The organism is Paenibacillus sp. 1A_MP2 (assembly GCF_052244825.1).
In the GTDB taxonomy this organism is placed as follows: Bacteria; Bacillota; Bacilli; order Paenibacillales; family Paenibacillaceae; genus Paenibacillus; species Paenibacillus vandeheii.
The window spans coordinates 4,290,455-4,308,218 of record NZ_JBQQCS010000001.1 but is presented as its reverse complement, the minus strand read 5'-3'; the positions used below and the strand labels follow the sequence as shown (position 1 = coordinate 4,308,218).

General features: G+C 46.4%; 6 protein-coding genes, 9 pseudogenes and 1 other annotated feature. Of the genes and pseudogenes, 12 read left to right on the top strand and 3 right to left on the bottom strand.

Features of this window, described 5'->3' with window-relative positions; genetic code table 11:
- The first annotated feature begins 67 nt into the window (after nucleotides 1-67).
- The gene (locus ACTWJ7_RS21010) at nucleotides 68-637 is read left to right on the top strand and encodes a GNAT family N-acetyltransferase (protein ID WP_301878865.1); all 570 of its coding nucleotides are present in this window, start codon (nucleotides 68-70) and stop codon (nucleotides 635-637) included.
- Nucleotides 638-795: 158 nt separating this feature from the next.
- Here the strand turns inward: ACTWJ7_RS21010 and ACTWJ7_RS21005 are convergent.
- Together ACTWJ7_RS21005 and ACTWJ7_RS21000 are read right to left on the bottom strand one after the other, a co-directional pair.
- Nucleotides 796-2,321 (bottom strand): annotated as a pseudogene (locus ACTWJ7_RS21005) (sensor histidine kinase).
- Nucleotides 2,321-3,003, bottom strand: a pseudogene (locus tag ACTWJ7_RS21000) (response regulator transcription factor). Before ACTWJ7_RS21000 ends, ACTWJ7_RS21005 begins: the two co-directional pseudogenes overlap by 1 nt.
- A 203-nt stretch (nucleotides 3,004-3,206) precedes the next feature.
- Between ACTWJ7_RS21000 and ACTWJ7_RS20995 the strand changes: the two are divergent.
- The 7 genes and pseudogenes from ACTWJ7_RS20995 (at nucleotide 3,207) to ACTWJ7_RS20965 (ending at nucleotide 11,006) form a co-directional block, all read left to right on the top strand.
- Nucleotides 3,207-5,452 (top strand): annotated as a pseudogene (locus ACTWJ7_RS20995) (ArnT family glycosyltransferase).
- Nucleotides 5,453-5,525: 73 nt separating this feature from the next.
- A pseudogene (locus tag ACTWJ7_RS20990) lies at nucleotides 5,526-6,460 on the top strand (glycosyltransferase family 2 protein).
- Nucleotides 6,453-6,791 (top strand): GtrA family protein, encoded by a 339-nt coding sequence (locus ACTWJ7_RS20985; RefSeq protein ID WP_443145844.1) that lies wholly within the window; start codon nucleotides 6,453-6,455, stop codon nucleotides 6,789-6,791. Before ACTWJ7_RS20990 ends, ACTWJ7_RS20985 begins: the two are co-directional and overlap by 8 nt.
- 99 nt (nucleotides 6,792-6,890) lie before the next feature.
- Nucleotides 6,891-7,762: pseudogene (galU, locus tag ACTWJ7_RS20980) on the top strand (UTP--glucose-1-phosphate uridylyltransferase GalU).
- Between the two features lie 116 nt (nucleotides 7,763-7,878).
- Entirely contained in the window at nucleotides 7,879-8,724 is an 846-nt protein-coding gene (locus ACTWJ7_RS20975) for a class I SAM-dependent methyltransferase (RefSeq protein ID WP_301878858.1), read from the top strand.
- A 191-nt stretch (nucleotides 8,725-8,915) separates the two neighbouring features.
- Nucleotides 8,916-9,193 (top strand) — a binding site (T-box leader).
- A 117-nt stretch (nucleotides 9,194-9,310) separates the two neighbouring features.
- Nucleotides 9,311-10,396 (top strand): aspartate-semialdehyde dehydrogenase, encoded by a 1,086-nt coding sequence (gene asd, locus ACTWJ7_RS20970; RefSeq protein WP_024628752.1) that lies wholly within the window; start codon nucleotides 9,311-9,313, stop codon nucleotides 10,394-10,396.
- A 349-nt stretch (nucleotides 10,397-10,745) separates the two neighbouring features.
- Nucleotides 10,746-11,006, top strand: a complete 261-nt coding sequence (locus tag ACTWJ7_RS20965; protein ID WP_301878857.1) for a hypothetical protein — start codon at nucleotides 10,746-10,748, stop codon at nucleotides 11,004-11,006.
- Nucleotides 11,007-11,098: 92 nt separating this feature from the next.
- Here ACTWJ7_RS20965 and ACTWJ7_RS20960 read toward each other — a convergent pair.
- Nucleotides 11,099-12,066, bottom strand: a pseudogene (locus ACTWJ7_RS20960) (bile acid:sodium symporter family protein).
- A 140-nt stretch (nucleotides 12,067-12,206) separates the two neighbouring features.
- Here ACTWJ7_RS20960 and ACTWJ7_RS20955 point away from each other — a divergent pair.
- From ACTWJ7_RS20955 to ACTWJ7_RS20940, 4 genes and pseudogenes are all read left to right on the top strand, one after another.
- Complete coding sequence (locus tag ACTWJ7_RS20955; RefSeq protein WP_301878856.1) at nucleotides 12,207-12,677, top strand: DUF6376 family protein; 471 nt, start codon at nucleotides 12,207-12,209, stop codon at nucleotides 12,675-12,677.
- A gap of 327 nt (nucleotides 12,678-13,004) precedes the next feature.
- Nucleotides 13,005-13,786: pseudogene (locus tag ACTWJ7_RS20950) on the top strand (SDR family NAD(P)-dependent oxidoreductase).
- 467 nt (nucleotides 13,787-14,253) lie between these two features.
- Nucleotides 14,254-15,050: pseudogene (locus ACTWJ7_RS20945) on the top strand (sulfite exporter TauE/SafE family protein).
- Between the two features lie 188 nt (nucleotides 15,051-15,238).
- Nucleotides 15,239-17,622 (top strand): annotated as a pseudogene (locus tag ACTWJ7_RS20940) (polyprenyl synthetase family protein).
- Nucleotides 17,623-17,764 lie beyond the last annotated feature (142 nt).

Sequence of the window (17,764 nt, the reverse complement as noted above, 5' to 3'; positions counted from 1 at the left end):
AATCAGAGCGGCATGGTGTTTATGATCTGCCAATGTTAGCTGTGTAAGATGAATTATAGGAGGCATTATGAAACAAACCATAAAAAGTGATGAATTAATCATTGATTGCAAAGATATTTATTTGCGCGAGTATCGAGCTGAGGATTTGGAGAAATTGCAGGAAATCACCTGGCAACCCGAGGTTTACGAATTTTTGCCGGGATGGAATGCTACGGTTGAAGAGAGAGCCCTCTGGCTCACTCAATACGAAATTCCCGAGAATCAGAATTTTAAACAAGCTGTTTTGGCGGGTGGGGACATTGGGGACCTCTATTTACGTTTGGCTATCGTGCTCAAAGAAAATGATGAGTTCATAGGATGGTGCTGCTCGGGGATCAAGGATGAACTGCCAGTGCCCAATCGGGAGATTATGTACGGCATTTCGAAACACTTCCGGAACCGTGGCTTTACAACACAGGCAGTACAAGGAATAACACAGTATTTATTTGAAAATACAAACATTGAAGTGTTGAATGCCATCGCTTTATTATCGAATCAGGCATCCAATAAGGTGATACAGAAATGCAATTTTGAATGGCTGAATCTGCTCGAAATCGAGAATGAACCGTACAACCATTACCAATTGCGGAAACAGTAACGATAACTCTCGATACAAATGCACAATGCACCAATACACCAATCCGATACTAAACAAATAACCCTTCCCATTTCGCCGTAGAAATGAAAGGGTTATTCGTCATTTAGGAGCCGCAATAAAACGAAAACGAAAACTGCATCTTGCAAGCCTCGTTCAGCTTAGGCTTCACCCTCTACCAATGGCAATAAAATCGTAAATTGGGTTCCTGCGCCGATCTGGCTGCGTACTGTGATTTTCCCGCCATACGACTCCACAATTGAACGGGTGATGGCAAGGCCAAGACCAGCGCCACCTTGTTTTCTCGAACGGGAAGAGCTTGTGCGGTAGAAGCGTTCAAAAATGTGAGGGAGATGCTCCGGTTCAATCCCTGAGCCATTATCTTTTATGGTTAACTCAGCTTTATGCTGAACGGCATATAACGTGATGCTGATTGCCCCCGATCTGAATCGGTGTGCTGTACTGCATTGTGGAACAGATTGAGCACCACCTGCTTCAATTTATGAGCATCAGCCATGACATGGACTTCAGCCGTCAGGTCAAGGTGAACCTGTCTTTGCTGAGCCATCATGACAAGCTGTGGCTGCATTTCGAGCAGCAAACTGTCGAGTTGAATGACCTCCTGCTCCTGCTGGGGCGCCTGGTCCAGCTTGGTCAGCATCAGCAGATCCTCTACGAGTTTGTTGATGCGGACGGATTCACCATACATGCTGTTCAAAGCGTTATATAATTGCTCGCTATTGGAGGCTGCGCCGCGCTTGAGCACCTCAATAAATCCGTGAATGGAGGTAAGAGGGGTACGCAGCTCATGGGAAGCATCGGACAGAAAACGCTGCATTTGCTCTTTCGACTCCCGCTCTGCTTCAAATGAGTCTTCCAGCCTTTCGAGCATGCCGTTAAATGAAAGTGCCAGCTGATCTACTTCCTGTTGTCCTTGCACCGCAGGAAGGCGTTCGGCCAGACTGCCTGCATCGATTCGTTGCACCGTGTCTACCATGCTGGATAAGGGAATCAGTGTCCGGCGAAGTGCCTTGGTGTATAGAATGAGTCCAGCGACCATAGCCAGCAGGGATAACATCAAGAAGATCAGAAGCTGTTTCACGATCAGATCTTTTAGCGGTTTCGTAGGCGTGCCCATCTGCACCATGGGTAAGCCGCGATTACGTGGTCCCGGTGAGGAGAAAACGATTAACTGCTCATTGCCCTGGTTATCCGTTACAATCCGGTATGGAACATGATGCTTATCGTTGATCTGATCTGTAATGTTCTCATATTCAACGGATGTCAAGCGAGGAGCGGTCAGACCGTCTTCACCAAAAATGTCCTCGAAGCCACTTTGATTATCAAATAAAGCCAGTGAACGATCCGGAATGTACAAGAAACGATTGCCTGATCCTCTTGGATCTGATCCGGATTGCCCGCCAAAAGGATTATTTGTCGCACCACTTCGTGAAGACGTTCCGAGCCAAACAGGGGGCATGGACATGAGCTGCTCTTCCATCGTTTTCGCCTGATTGCGATACAGAAAGCTTTCCATAATCCAGAATTGAAGAATACCAATTAATAGTAGCAGCGCAGCCAGAATGAACAGGGAGCGCGCGAGTAATTGAGAGCGAAGCGAACGTGGCGATACCCAGCGATGCAGCCATGCCCAAGGAAGTTTATCCTTCAATGGTAAAGACCCCATTAGAGATCCACCCTGTATCCGACACCTCGAAGGGTACGAATGAGTTTATGCTCTTTATCCCCAATTTGTCACGCAAGGAGCGAACGTACACCTCCACAATGTTTTCTTCTCCACCAAAATCATACCCCCACACACGGTTCAGAATGGTCGCTTTACTCAGGACAATGCCATGATTAAGCACGATGAATTTTAAAAGTTCATATTCGGTAGGAGACAACTCCAGAATCTGATCGTGATAGGTAATTTCTTTGCGTTGATCATCGATACGGAATGGCCCATGAGTCACCGCCCCGATTAATAAAGGAAACTGATTACGAAGCCTTGCCTGTATCCGTGCAAGCAGTTCATCGAATGCAAATGGTTTAATCATATAATCGTCGGCACCAAGCCATAGGCCTTTGACGCGATTCTCGACTTCATCTTTGGCTGTCAGCATGATCACCCCGATCTGAGCCCCGCTCTTGCGCAGACGCTCAACAACCTCAAACCCATCCATCTCTGGCATCATGACATCCAGAATGGCCATATGTGGACGGAAATCAAGTGCCAATTCAAGCGCAGCGGCTCCGTCGGGGGCTGTACGTACATCAAAGCCTTCATTGCTTAGTCCAAGCTCCAGAAATTGCAAAATATGTGGTTCATCATCTGCCAAAAGTATTTTAATGCCAGTACTCAGCTTCATAAGCAGGCGTTCCTCCCCGTTAAATCCATCTATTACATACCCTCAATTTTACAGGTCTATATGCTATATTATCGCTCGCCAAACTGAAAATTAGCTGAAAAGTTTGCAAGTTATCCTCAGGCAACATTCAGCGGGCACTCATCCCAGTTTTACTTTGGCATGCCACAATAGTAGACATGTAGAACTTGAAGGAGTGATTGAGATTGAATAACGCCAAACGAAGGATTGATCTTGTCCTTCTGCCGATTGTTTTACTGGCGGCATTTCTGAACGGGTACGGCATCTGGAACGATCAATATGCCAATTCCTATTATACGACCGCCGTTGGGAGCATGCTGAGAAATTTCCATAACTTTTTCTATGCATCGCTCGACTCGGCTGGTTCGGTAACGGTAGACAAACCACCCGTTGTCTTCTGGATTCAAACCGCTTTTGCTTACGTTTTTGGATTGCATGGATGGAGTGTTATTTTACCGCAAGCATTAGCGGGGATCGGTTCGGTGCTGCTGATTTATTTCATGGTCAAGCCTACATTTGGACTTGGCGCGGCGCGAATCTCGGCACTTGCGATGGCAACGGTGCCTGTTGTGGCAGCAGTCAGCCGTACTAATAATATTGACAGCATGCTGGTGTTTACGCTGCTGCTAGGTTCATGGTTTTTGTTCAAAGGAAGCAAGCAAGGCAGTACTTGGCGCATTCTGGTTGCCTTTGCGCTCATTGGACTTGCTTTTAATATGAAAATGCTGCAAGCCTATATGATTCTTCCGGCTTTCTACTTGTTCTATCTGCTTGCATTCAACGCCAAGTGGAGAAGAAAAATCATCTTGCTGATCGGAAGTACGGCAGTGCTGGCCGTTGTTTCCTTATCCTGGGCAGTCACCGTGGATTCTATACCGACTGATGAGCGGCCTTATATCGGCAGCAGTGAAACGAATTCGGTGCTGGAGCTGGCTTTTGGATATAACGGTTTATCCCGTCTCACGGGACAACAGAACAGATCAGCGAATGCAGGTATGCCAAATGTCTCTGATGAAGGTAATGTTCGTGGCAGCTCCAATTCCCAGGGTTCCGGAACAGATCAGTCGGGCAGCGGCTCGGCTCCAACAGGAAATCTACCGGGAAACGGTGAAATGGGTGGCATGAACGGAATGACTTTCCCGGGCGGCCAGATGCCAAACGGTGGCGAGATGCCTAATGGAAGGAATTTCGGAGGCGGTAATGGCGGTGGAGGCATGGGCGGCATGTTTGGTACGGGGAAAAAGGTCCTCTGCGGTTATTCCAAACTGAACTGTCCGGTCAGGCCAGTTGGCTGTTGCCGATTGTATTGCTTGGCTGCATCGCCATTTTTGCAGGATTAAGACGAAGAAATATAACCGATAAGCATAAGGAAGCTTTGTTCTGGCTGGCCTGGCTGCTTCCGGTAGCTGCTTTCTTTAGTGTGGCAGGCTTCTTCCATCAATATTATCTGATTATGCTCGCACCTCCGGTAGCGGCATTAACCGGAGCAGGGTTTGCCGCCATGTGGACGGCATATCGTGAACGCAATGGCTGGCAAGCCTGGCTGCTTCCGTTGTCCGTGCTGCTGACGACCATCTTCGGCTGGTATATCATGCAGGTGTATAACGAGACTATCGGGGCAGGTTGGTCCATAGGTGAATTAATTGCAGGCATTCTAATCACGATTATCCTGATTGTGATGCTTAATCGTTCACACCCATGGAAACAGGGTTTGATTATCGCAGGCTTCATGGTCATGCTGATCGGTCCGATCTATTGGGCATTCACACCTATCACGTATGGAGGCAACAGCATGATTCCGGCTGCTGGACCTACAGGTTCCAATGGGATGTTCGGCGGCATGGGCATGGCTATGGGAGATAGACAGGGTGATCGCGATGGTGGCGATATGGATATGACTCCGCCGAATGCATCAGATGACACCGCTCAGGATATCCCATCGTCCGATGATGCTGACCCGAACAATGCGGGCATGGGAACACCTCCGAATTCAGGAGGAAGCATGAATGGTGGCGGAGGAATGCCTACGACAGGTGGGCGAGGTGGAGCAGGGAACCGCAACGAAGAAGTGGACACCACAACCCTGAATTATCTGAGAGAGCATAACACAGGTGAAACCTATCTCTTCGCAACGACGGACTACAACCAGGCCGCCCCTTATATCATTGATGAAAATGAAGCAGTCATTACGCTTGGTGGGTTCTCGGGTTCAGATCCGGTGTATACCACGGAAAAACTGGAACAACTCGTGAAGAGTGGACAAGTGAAATACTTCATGGTAGGTGGCATGGGTGGCCGAGGTGGAAGTTCTGATATCGGCGACTGGATCAAGGAGCATGGTACGGAGATTCCAACGTCAGAGTGGAAGACGGGAACAGATAGCGATTCCGGTTTCGGCGGTCAAACGACTTTATATGAAGTGAAATTATAAGTGTGATCCAAGTGATACACGATATGAACTTGAACAATTCGAATGAAAACAACGGAAAAGGGAGGGAACGAACATGGCTCAAAAGTACCGTTACAGCATTATCATTCCAATGTATAACGAAGAAGCGGTGATTGAGGAGACCTATCGGCGTCTGAAAAAAGTCATGGGCAGTACGGGAGAGAGTTACGAGCTGTTGTTTGTCAATGACGGCAGTGTGGACCAAAGTGCACAGATGATCCGTGACTACGCCCGCTGGGATGAAAGTGTGAAGCTGATTGATTTTGCACGCAACTTTGGTCACCAGATCGCGATTACGGCAGGTATGGATTATGCAGCAGGCGACGCAGTCGTCATAATTGATGCGGATCTTCAGGACCCTCCCGAGCTGATATTGGACATGATCGACAAGTGGAAAGAGGGCTACGAGGTTGTCTATGCCCGTCGGACCAGCAGAAGCGGGGAGACCCGCTTCAAGATATTCCAGTGGATACCGGGGATTTCCGCTTGATGGATCGCAAGGTATGTGATGAGATGAAGCGTCTTCCGGAGAAGAATCGATTTGTCCGCGGATTGGTCAGTTGGGTGGGATTTCGTCAGACAGCCATTGAGTATGAACGGGATGAACGTTTGGCAGGGGAAACCAAATACCCGTTGAAACGCATGTTAAAGCTGAGTCTGGACGGCATTACATCATTCTCACACAAGCCGCTCAAGCTTGCGGGATACGTGGGTGCTGTCCTGTCCATCGGCGGCTTCATCTATATGCTAAGTGTCATCGCTTCGGCGATATTTACAGATTCAACGATCAAAGGATGGCCCTCGATGGTCAGCATCATGCTGATCTTTAACGGCTTCATTCTGATCATGCTGGGCATTCTTGGCGAGTATGTCGGCCGAATCTACGATGAAACCAAGGCGCGCCCGCTATACATTGTGAGAGATGTGTATCAGGTGGAAAGTCAGTCGGGTCAGACACGGTTAACGGGCAGAGTTGCTCACCATGACTAATCGTCTGGTCACGTTGTTTAAGTTCGGAATCGTGGGCGTCCTGAATACAGCAGTGGATGCAATGGTGTTTACGTTGCTTGCTGCCGCAGGCACACCTGCTCTGATTGCCCAGGTGATCTCCTACAGCTGCGGGGTCGTAAACAGTTACTGGTGGAACGGCAGGTGGACTTTCCAGGATGCAGGAAGACAGGACAAAAAAAACGAAATCATGCGTTTTGTAATTACCAATCTCTTGGTTCTGGCGCTATCCTCCCTGATTCTGTACTTCTGCAATAGCACATTAGGCTGGAGCATTGTAATGAGTAAAATACTGGCGACCCTCTGGGCATGATTATAAACTATATTGCCAGTCGGTATTGGGTGTTCCGGGCAGATCCTGCTCAAAGGTCTGATTCGTCATCTGATGCTAATGAAAGGAGTGTTTCATGATATGAGAATTAAAAAAGCAGTCATTCCGGCAGCGGGGCTTGGTACCCGATTCTTGCCGGCAACCAAGGCACAACCCAAAGAAATGCTGCCCATTGTGGACAAACCGGCCATTCAATATATTGTGGAAGAAGCGGTACAATCGGGCATTGAAAATATTATCATCGTAACCGGACGTAATAAGAAATCGATCGAGGATCATTTTGACAAATCAGTTGAGTTGGAACACTCCCTGTATGCCAAAGGCAAGCAAGCACTGCTGGAAGAAGTTCAAGCGATCAGCGAAATGGCCAGCATTCATTTTATCCGTCAAAAAGAGCCGCTTGGACTGGGTCATGCGATTGGATGTGCACGTCAGTTTGTAGGAGACGATCCGTTCGCTGTACTGCTTGGAGATGATATTATGGTATCTGATCCACCGGCGCTCGCACAGATGATTCATTTATATGAAAAGACAGGCAGTCAGATTGTTGGCGTGCGGCAAGTGCAGGCTGCTGATGTGAGTAAATATGGGATTATTGATTCACAGGGGCAGAGGATCGGGTTCACCGGATCACCAATCTGGTAGAAAAACCTTCCATTGCAGAAGCGCCTTCCCGAACAGCCGTAATGGGGCGTTACATTCTGAAACCTTCCATCTTTCCCATTCTGGCTCGAATCGAGAGAGGGGCTGGAGGGGAATATCAGCTAACGGATGCCTTGAAAGAAGTGAGCCAGGTGGAAGAGCTACTGGCGCTTGAGCTGGAGGGGCGCCGCTACGATATTGGTGATCAGTTCGGATATATTCAGGCCATTTTGGAGATCGGACTGATGCGTAAGGAATTGCAGCCCATGCTGACTCCATATCTTCAGCAGCTTGCAACACAGTGGGGATAAGACGTGACCGTTGTTAAAGATTAAGGCAAGATTAACAATTTCCAGTATTGTACAATGGTTCCTGTAACGCTACAATGAGCAGGAAGTTCAAGCTGCTCTTTAAGGAGTGTGGAATCATGAGTGAGACGATCATCAGGGATCTGATTAAGTATATGGATGTGGAGGACAACGCTGCTATTCAATACATTCAGACTGAGCACCGGATGCAACTGGGACTCTTTTGGGGAATCCAGGAAGGCTGCCGCGTTCTGGAAATCGGTTGTGGTCAGGGAGATACAACGGCCGTGCTAGCGCATCTGGTGGGGGAGCACGGATACGTTCATGGGGTAGACATTGCACCAGAGAGTTATGGTGCACCGCTAACTGTGGGTGAAGCGGCAGCCAATCTGCGGAAATCTCCGCTAGGCAACCGAATTCGAATGGATTATGATTTTGACATTCTAAGTGAACAGGCTCAATTTGCCGAGAATGAGTTTGATGTAATTGTACTTTCTCATTGTTCGTGGTACTTGAAATCTTATGACGAGCTCGCCCAGATTCTTAGCAAGGTAAGGTCGTGGGGACATCAGTTATGTTTCGCAGAATGGGATGCACGCGTTACAGATGTGAGCCAGCTCTCGCACTGGTTATCCGTTCTGATTCAGTCCCAGGTCGAATGCTACAAGGAGAACAGCTTCTCCAATGTGCGCACGCTGTTTACACCGGAGGATATCCGAGAGCTTGTCTCTTCGGCAGGCTGGACGATTAAGGAAGAGGTTTCGATCCATTCTCCCGAACTGCAGGACGGTCAATGGGAAACCGAAATGACATTGGCAGAAGCGCCTATAGAGCTGAAAATGCTTCCGATCCCTGATAAGGTAAGAACACTCCTGCTTTCCGAATTGAAATTACTTAGGTCACATCATGCTGCGGGGCCTGGAAGTCCATTGGGAACGTATGCGATTGTCGCCAAAAAGCAGTAAAGAAATGCCCAATTGCAGCAATTTATAAAAAAACGTCTATCGACGTACTTTCACAGAAGACAGACCGTGTTTAGCTGAAGTTTTTCTTGCGATAATTGAATTGTTCAGCTCCACTGAAAACGTATAAATTCCATTATCCAAAAAAAATGTGTTTACTTCACGATGGTAACTTTGATATTATAATCGCAATATCAAATGCGATGAAGAGATGAGTAGATAAAAAGCATTCTTTCACAGAGAGCTCCGGCAGCTGAAAAGGAGTAAAGAATTTTTTGTTGAATAAAGACTCAGAGCAGCACATCGGAACTTTAAGAATTGAGGGATGGTGTGACAGGAGCTCCTGTTACAGAGCAAGAGTATAAACGGATGCGCATGAATGAATGCAGTAATCCTTAACTCGAAGAGGCTGGTATGGCGACATATTGGCGAATCTGGGTGGTACCACGAGTGTAACAATCTCGTCCCTGAGACTTTTGTCTTGGGGATGGGATTTTTTGGTTTTTCCGGGGTGTTGGCTACACGCTTTGGAAATGCCTGAATAGTGTTTACTAAGGAGAAACTAACACCGAAAGGAAATGATGATTTTATGTCAGCAAAATTGAAAGTCGGTATCGTCGGAGGAACGGGGATGGTAGGTCAGCGCTTTGTAGATCTGCTTAATGGACACCCATGGTTTGAAGTAACTGCAATCTCAGCTAGTGCCAACTCGGCAGGCAAAACCTATGAAGAATCCGTACAAGGCAGATGGAAGCTCGCTGTTCCGATTCCGGAAGCAGTGAAAAACATCGTTGTGCAGGATGCTTCCCAAGTGGAAGCTTTTGCGAGCCAGGTTGATTTTATATTCTGTGCTGTAGATATGAAAAAGAACGAAATTCAAGCGCTCGAAGAGGCTTATGCCAAAACGGGAACTCCGGTTGTTTCCAACAACTCGGCTCACCGCTGGACGGCTGATGTGCCAATGGTCATTCCTGAAATTAACCCGGGACATCTGGACGTAATTGAAGCTCAACGTAAACGTCTCGGAACCAAAACCGGATTCATCGCGGTTAAACCGAACTGCTCGATTCAAAGCTATGTGCCTGCACTTCACGCCTTGCGTGAGTTCAATCCAACTCAAGTGGTAGCTTCCACATACCAAGCGATCTCTGGCGCAGGTAAAAACTTTACGGACTGGCCGGAAATGCTGGATAACGTAATTCCATACATCGGTGGCGAGGAAGAGAAGAGTGAACAGGAGCCGCTGCGTATCTGGGGAAGCATTCAAAATAATGAGATTGTAAAAGCGTCCTCACCATTAATTACAACACAATGTATTCGTGTTCCGGTAACCGATGGTCACCTGGCGACCGTATTTGTATCCTTTGAGAAAAAACCATCCAAAGAAGAAATTCTGGATCGTTGGCTGCAATTCAAAGGTCGTCCGCAAGAGCTAGGTCTGCCAAGCGCTCCGAAACAGTTCATTACGTATTTTGAAGAAGAGAACAGACCACAAACGAAACTGGACCGTGACATCGAGCGCGGTATGGGCGTATCAACAGGCAGACTGCGCGAAGACTCCCTGTATGATTACAAGTTTGTAGGACTGTCTCATAACACGTTGCGTGGAGCAGCAGGCGGTGCAGTTCTGATCGCTGAATTGCTCAAAGCTGAAGGATATATTCAGCCGAAATAAACTGGAATTGTGGAAATAGGAATAGAAGTAATAAAATATCACTGACAGGCTACCCCTTTTAGTAGACGAGAGTAATGAGACATCTGTGAAGATGAATTTTATTTTTGTTGAACAGAGGGGTATCTTTATGCTTATACAAGCCGCTTTGCTTCGGAATTTGGATAACATCTTGGAGATTCGAGATAAGCTATAAAAAATATATGTCAAAAAACTAATATGGTAAATATTACATTGTAAATTCATGAGATTTCCGGTATTTTTATTAACGGCAAACGTTTCTTCTTAAATTAGAAGTAGATTGTCTTAGCAGGTAGCAATTGAAATGGAGAAGAAAGGAGGAAGAAATACGATGTCAGAAGTTGCTAGTCAAAGAGTACATAAACCAGGACCACAGCCAGTAAGTTTCGGTAGTTGGATGCTCACGTTGTTCCTAATGATGATTCCGCTTGTAAACATTATTATGTTGTTTGTTTGGGCATTTGGAGATTCAAATCCATCGAAAGCCAATTATGCCAAAGCAGCATTGCTGTGGGCAGCAATCGGGATTGTGATATGGATACTTCTCGTTGTTCTGGGTGTTTCAGCAGCGTTTTCCGATTTGAATTATTAGGTTCAAAGAAGAATTAGCAAATAGTGTATAGTCATACCCACAAAAAAAGCGCCGACAATAATGTCGGCGTTTTTTGATTTGCTTATTTTGTACTAGGCTGCAGAGGTCTTATCAGCATTGTGAAGAGTCTGCGAGCGGCGGCCAAGCAGGTATCCTGCAAGCGAGGCCAGCATCTGCTGAAATACCATGCCGAGTACAACCGGGACGGCAACCGGCGGAGGGAAATAGGACACGGCAAGCACCGCTCCCGCACGAATATTGCGCATGCCTCCGTTGAACACAAGCGCGACCTGATCGGCTTCATTCCAACCGAGCAATCGGGCAATGAAGTAACTCAGTGCATAGCCAAACGACGCGAGAAAAATAATGATGGCTGCGAGTCCCGCCAATCGCCAATTAAAGTCAGCCAAATAGGGAGCAACAACAGAGCCATTGATCGCGACAACTGCTGCCATGAACAATTTGGAGAACGGATTCAGCCTTGGTCCCCAGACCGGGACAATTCCACCCTTGGTCCACTCATTCAGCAGCATACCGAGCAAGGAGGGGACAACGATCATCCAGAACAGACTGCTCATCATCGCTGCCATATCGAGTGTGACACTGGTTCCGATCAGGAGAGACAATATCCCAGGTACAACGAAAGGGGCAAGCATCGTGTCAATCAGGATAATTGAAAGCGTCAGAGCGATATTGCCCCGATAGATACTGACCCAGATAAAGCTGCTCACACCAGTCGGAATAACTGCGGCGAGAACAAGGCCCGTTATCGTGTAGGCATCCGTTGGGAATACCAGGTGACCCATGCCCAGAGCAATCAAAGGCATCGCCAAATGCAAAATAAACAGGCAAACAAACAGTGGAAAAGGCTTCTTCAGCACGTTCACAAAATCCCGTATCCCGAGGCTGATGCTTCCGGCAAACGTCATGAAAGCAAAAAGCCATGGTGACAAAAAGGTATAAGAAGAAGAAGACTCCCGCAAAGAACGCCAATAATAATGCTGATTGGGGTAATCAGTGGCATGATGCGGTTCAAGCGTACATTTAAGGCCTGAAGCATATTCATGACATCCCTTTACCGTGTGATTCCTTTATTATACATGTTAATAAAGCTGAATGCAGACCCATTTGCAATGAAGTACACCGAACAGTTATGATGGATTTTGGAGGAGTACTCCAATTTTGAGTAGGGGGATGATTGTGATTAAATGGAAAAGAAAGCAAGCTTGGATCATGACAGGCCTCATTGCGTCAAGTATTCTAGTGATCTCGGCCTGTTCCGTTGTGGAACAAGCGAATCAGAGTTTGAATTACGTTAGTGGGGCTACTGATTATATAGAGCAAGTATCAAGCGCTGGTACAGAATTGCAGCAACTCGCTTCAGGGGCAGTGAACAATCCGGAAGTGACCACTCAGGTTCAGGAGAAAATCGATCAGATTCAGGCGGAAGCAAGTGAATTCTCTCAGCTCACAGCACCAGCCATAGGTGAAAGCATTCATGAGAATCTGGTTAGTTATAATAATCAATTAACCGAAGTTGTGGGTCAATTCGAGAATACGATTGCACAGCACGGTTTTACAGCCGAAAACTGGGAGAAGACAGGAATTCCTGAACTGATCTCCAATATCAATGATTTTAAAGATCCGTTAAGCGGGCTTGGAAATAATTGAAGAATTGAACCAGCAGTTACAGGTGTAGTTATATTCATTTGTAAGCGATAGCTGGATTATCCTAATAAATTACATGATCTTAATAAATAAGGACGTTATACCGAAGTGTTTTTACCTCTCGGGAATATCGTCCTTTTTCGTTTTTTTTATAAATAAGGTGAAAAGTAGCAAGACTAGGTAATGCATTTACAGGATGGATATGAATTTTTTGCACATAATGATGTGAAGTCGCTCCCTTGTTTGACAACGGTGTGACATCGGCGTATGATGAATTTATATGAATAAAATATAGTTACTTACTTTAGTTCTGTTAACTGCACCAAAATAATGTTCTTATCAAAGGAGACCTGCGTTATGTCTGAACAAGATGGAAAGGTAATCATTATTACGGGCGGAGCGAGTGGGATTGGTAAAGAAACAGCTCTTCAACTTTCGGCACAAGGCGCGACGATTGTTGTGGCGGATTATAATGAAGAGGGTGCGAAGAAGCTTGCTGCCGAGATTGAAGCAGCTGGTGGCACAGCCGGTGCATACAAAGTGGACGTGTCCAAAGGGGACGAGATCAAGGCCCTGATCGACTGGACGGTAGAGAAATACGGAACATTGAACGGCATTTTCAACAATGCAGGCATTGGACTTGTGAAGCCATTTCTGGAGATGGACCGGAATCCTATCACAGAGTAATTGATGTTGACCAACACAGTGTGTATTACGGCATGTATTATGGTGCGAAGAAAATGGTTGAACTGAATGTACAAGGGACCATTGTAAATACAGCATCGATCTATGGCAGCATTGCTGCTGTGGGAAGCTTTAACTACAATGCAGCCAAGGCAGCTGTCGTGATGATGTCCAAATCCGGTGCCCTGGAACTGGCCGAGCATGGCATTCGTGTGGTCGGTGTTGCACCAGGGTTCATTGAGACCCCAATTTTGGGAGATGACAGAGCGATGAAGGATGCGCTTGCCACCCAACATATGCGCGGAGAGCTTATTCAACCTGAGAAAGTTGCAAGTGTTGTTGCCTTCCTGTTCAGTGACGCTGCCAGTGCAGTGAATGGTACAACGATTGCGGTAGATGATGGGTTCCTCAGTTTCAAAACAAAATAAGATGTGCGGTATAAAGGCAGTCCGTATCCGAAAAATATAAGAAAAACGGTGCAGCAACGAATAAATCGTTCTGCACCGTTTTTTATATCCCATATATGACGAATGTATATTATGAAAATAATTCTATATAGTCATCCCGGTAGTTCAGAGATCATGATACAATAAGCAGGCGTGTGCTTTTATCATTTTGTGGTGTCATAGACAATACGCACACCGAGAGAGCCATAGCTCTCTTCTTTGTAGTGACATTGGGAGCATATTTTTGTAGCGCATAACGCATCACTGTGAACTTGTAATTTTTCGTTGCATAGCGGGCATTTATTTTCAAAAAGAGTCTTCAACACGTTAAACATGCTTAATCACTCATTTCGGATTAATTTACTTGGTTTTTATTATAGCCGAATATTTTATCCGCGTATACTGTTTTTTTGCATCATTTTTTCACCGCAAGAAAGGAAGAAAAACCGATGGATACTCTGCTTTTTGTCATCATGTTTATACTGGGTCTGGTCGGTTCCTTCTTCTCCGGTTTGTTGGGTATTGGTGGAGCCATAATTAATTACCCGTTGTTATTGTACGTACCTTCTCTTGTGGGGCTGGAGCCGTTCTCGGCACACGAGGTATCCTCAATCAGCATGTTTCAGGTGTTTTTTGCCTCACTTGCTGGTGTGATCGCCTACATCAGGAGAACAGGGAGTGGGAAAAGAGCGACGCTCTCATTCATAAAGGTCTGGTGGCTTATATGGGCTCCAGTATTCTTGTCGGGAGTCTGATCGGCGGATTCATATCCGGTCATCTGAATGGAGAAGTTATTAATCTGATCTACGGCATTCTGGCCATTATTGCCATTGTGCTCATGCTGATTCCTGGTAAGGGAACAGAGGACTCGGGTGGATCATTAGTGTTTAACACGTATGTTGCGGCAGGATCGGCTCTTGCTGTTGGGATCGTCTCAGGAATTGTCGGTGCAGGCGGAGCTTTTATATTAATTCCCATTATGCTTACTGTACTTAAGATCCCTACCCGGACGACCATAGCTTCTTCGTTGGCCATCGTGTTCATCTCTGCGATCGGTGGAGTGCTGGGAAAAGTTTTGGGTGGAGACATCCCGCTGGAGCCCATCATTTATACGGTAATCGGGAGTCTGCTTGGGGCTTCACTCGGTTCCAAAGTCAGTTCGATGATTGATGTGAGACTGCTTCGGTATGGACTGATGATTCTTATCGCCATTACAGCAGTGAAGGTGTGGTCTTCCATTTTGTAAAACGACATAGGATTAAGCGTCCATGACGATTTCGTAACCAAACGGATGGAATGCCGTATAAAGGTTATGAACATGAGCTGGCGAATTTGTTGCAGCATGAATTCACATCAGTTTTCGTCCATGGAGCACCCTCAAACTCCTTTCATGGATACATGTTTAACATTATTAGAAGTTGAGGTATCCATCCTATGAATAACGTACTTACAGAACAGGCTGATGCAGGATATCGGCTGGCCGAACAGAAGGCAGCTCAGTATTTTAATTCTCTTCATGAACAACTTTTGAATAACACCTGTACTACTGCGCTTACGCAAGATATTTACGTGTGGCAAAAAAAGCATGTTCAACCATTTTCCTGGTTATCTTTTTTATTACCGAGTCAAAAGAAGCCGGATTCCCAGGATGCTCATAGATATATCCATTGGCTGAATGTTACAGGCAAACTGGATGATTACCTGGATCGCAGTATTTCTTACATTTATATGCGAGATCTGGGCAAAGCACTGGATTCCCCCGATACCCAAGAGCGTATTAAGCGCGTGGCTCAGGATACCAAAGCATACTTTATGCGTTCAAATACAATTCATCGCAAGGAAAGCCCGGATTATATCAGTCTGGCCGCCTTGTATCGCTGGGCTCAGAAGGAGAACGTGGAAACAGCCGTCATCTGGGTAATCAGCAAATTAAAGCATGTCGCTTCCAATATTCCCAAAGAACTGGACGCTGAACAGGCACAGCGCAAGCTGCTTAAGATTATCCTGGGCGTGGTTCTGCATGTGAACGATGATATGCATGATGAGACTCCCCGGGCAGAACGTTCCCAGAGGCTGGACGCTGCAATTCGGCTTGGTTATTCTTACGGACTGACCTATCCGTTTATTGATGACCTGCTAGATTCGCAGGCGTTAACTGAACAAGAGAAGGAGCAGTATTCTCTCTGATTCGAAATGCGCTTCTCACCGGGATCGTGCCGGATATTGGCGAATGGAAGGGAGCCAACCTCAAAGTCATTCAATATGTTCATGCCGAGCTGAGGGAGGCGTTCGAGTATATTAAAAACTACCAGCGCGCTGAAACACAGCATACGTTCTTCGAGCAATCCTATGTATTCTTTCAGTCCCAGGAAGTAGACCGGGCCAAAAAACTGTCGAACGCAAATTATTCCAATGAAGAACTTTATATCCCGATTATTATTAAATCCTCATCCTCCAGACTTATTGTTCGCTCCGTGCTCAGTGCATCGGCTGATGAAGGTTTTGATTTGCGGACGTTCTACTATGGCATATATAATCAGCTTGCAGACGATTTTGCTGATATGTTTGCTGATATGGAGGAGGGGGCAGTAACCCCATATACCTACTATCTGAAGTACCGTGATATGCGACCCGATCTGATTAATCCATACGAACTTTACTGGGCGGTTATCTCTTATCTGATTCATGAGGTGTACCATTCGGATGCGAAGACACGTGAGGTCATACTGGATCGTGCGATTAATGGTCTTAAGCGTTGTAAAGAACGGTTGGGTCAAGATCAATATAACGAAGTGATGAAGATCTTTGCCTCAGGACAACCGGAATTTAATCACCTAATTCAGCAAATGGTGCGAAAAGCCGATGACGTGGATTTCCTGGATAAATTGCTGCGGGATCAGGTCATCATGCAATTGCAGAATGACAAGCAGGAAAAACAGGATTTTCTGGATACGATTCGCACAGTTCGTGAACAGATCAATATTGAATTGCAGATTTCCAAGCCGAGCGGACTTCCAGAGATGAAAGAGACACTGATTGATGCAGCAAATTACAGTCTGCAGGGGGATGGGAAGCGGCTAAGGCCGATCCTGACCTGGGTGATGGGAGTGCGTGAATATGGACTACATGAAGCGTCTATCCTCCCTCTTCTTAGATCACTGGAATACATGCATACCGCTTCACTGATCTTTGATGATCTGCCGACACAGGATAATGCTTCAACGCGGCGAGGCCGCTCTACTTTACATCAGGTGCACAACAGCGCAACAGCCGAATTGACAGGGTTGTTTCTCATTCAAAAAGCCATTGGCGAGCAATCCTCCCTCAAACAGTTTGACGCCGCTACCGTGCTTACCCTGATTCAATATTCGGCTCAAAAAGCAGAAGATATGTGTATGGGACAGGCGATGGATCTGAACGCCAAAGGAAAAGCGCTGACACTGGAACAATTGAACATGATCTGTTTCTACAAAACAGGCATTGCTTTCGAGGCTGCACTTGTGATGCCAGCCATTCTGGCTCAGGTAAAGGAAGTGGAGCTTGCATCCTTGAAGAAGTTTGCCTATCATGCGGGTATCGCCTTTCAAATTAAGGATGACCTGTTGGATTTGGAAGGAGATCACCGGGTACTCGGTAAGCCGGCAGGTCAGGATGTGCGCAACAACAGCTCCACCTTTGTATCTATTTTGGGTGAAGATGGCGCGAAGAAAGAGATGTGGGAGCACTACTGTCTGGCAACCGATGCACTGAACGAAATGCCAAAACCGATTTCTTTTCTGAGGCATCTGTTGGATTACATTATTGGCCGGGAGCGGTGAGATCTTTCCTGATCCATCCTGCACTCAGCATGGATTATATAAGTTAAAACAAAGATGCCTGGATTCCTTACGGATTGAATCCAGGTCTTGTTTTGCGTTCCCGACACAAACAATTAGAAAATGAGATGTTTCAACAATGAAA

Excerpts from the sequence above, each read along its gene's own strand:
- ACTWJ7_RS21010 (WP_301878865.1), top strand. The coding sequence starts at position 68 with ATGAAACAAACCATAAAAAGTGATGAATTAATCATTGATTGCAAAGAT.
- ACTWJ7_RS20985 (WP_443145844.1), top strand. The coding sequence starts at position 6,453 with ATGACTAATCGTCTGGTCACGTTGTTTAAGTTCGGAATCGTGGGCGTC.
- ACTWJ7_RS20975 (WP_301878858.1), top strand. The coding sequence starts at position 7,879 with ATGAGTGAGACGATCATCAGGGATCTGATTAAGTATATGGATGTGGAG.
- asd (WP_024628752.1), top strand. The coding sequence starts at position 9,311 with ATGTCAGCAAAATTGAAAGTCGGTATCGTCGGAGGAACGGGGATGGTA.
- ACTWJ7_RS20965 (WP_301878857.1), top strand. The coding sequence starts at position 10,746 with ATGTCAGAAGTTGCTAGTCAAAGAGTACATAAACCAGGACCACAGCCA.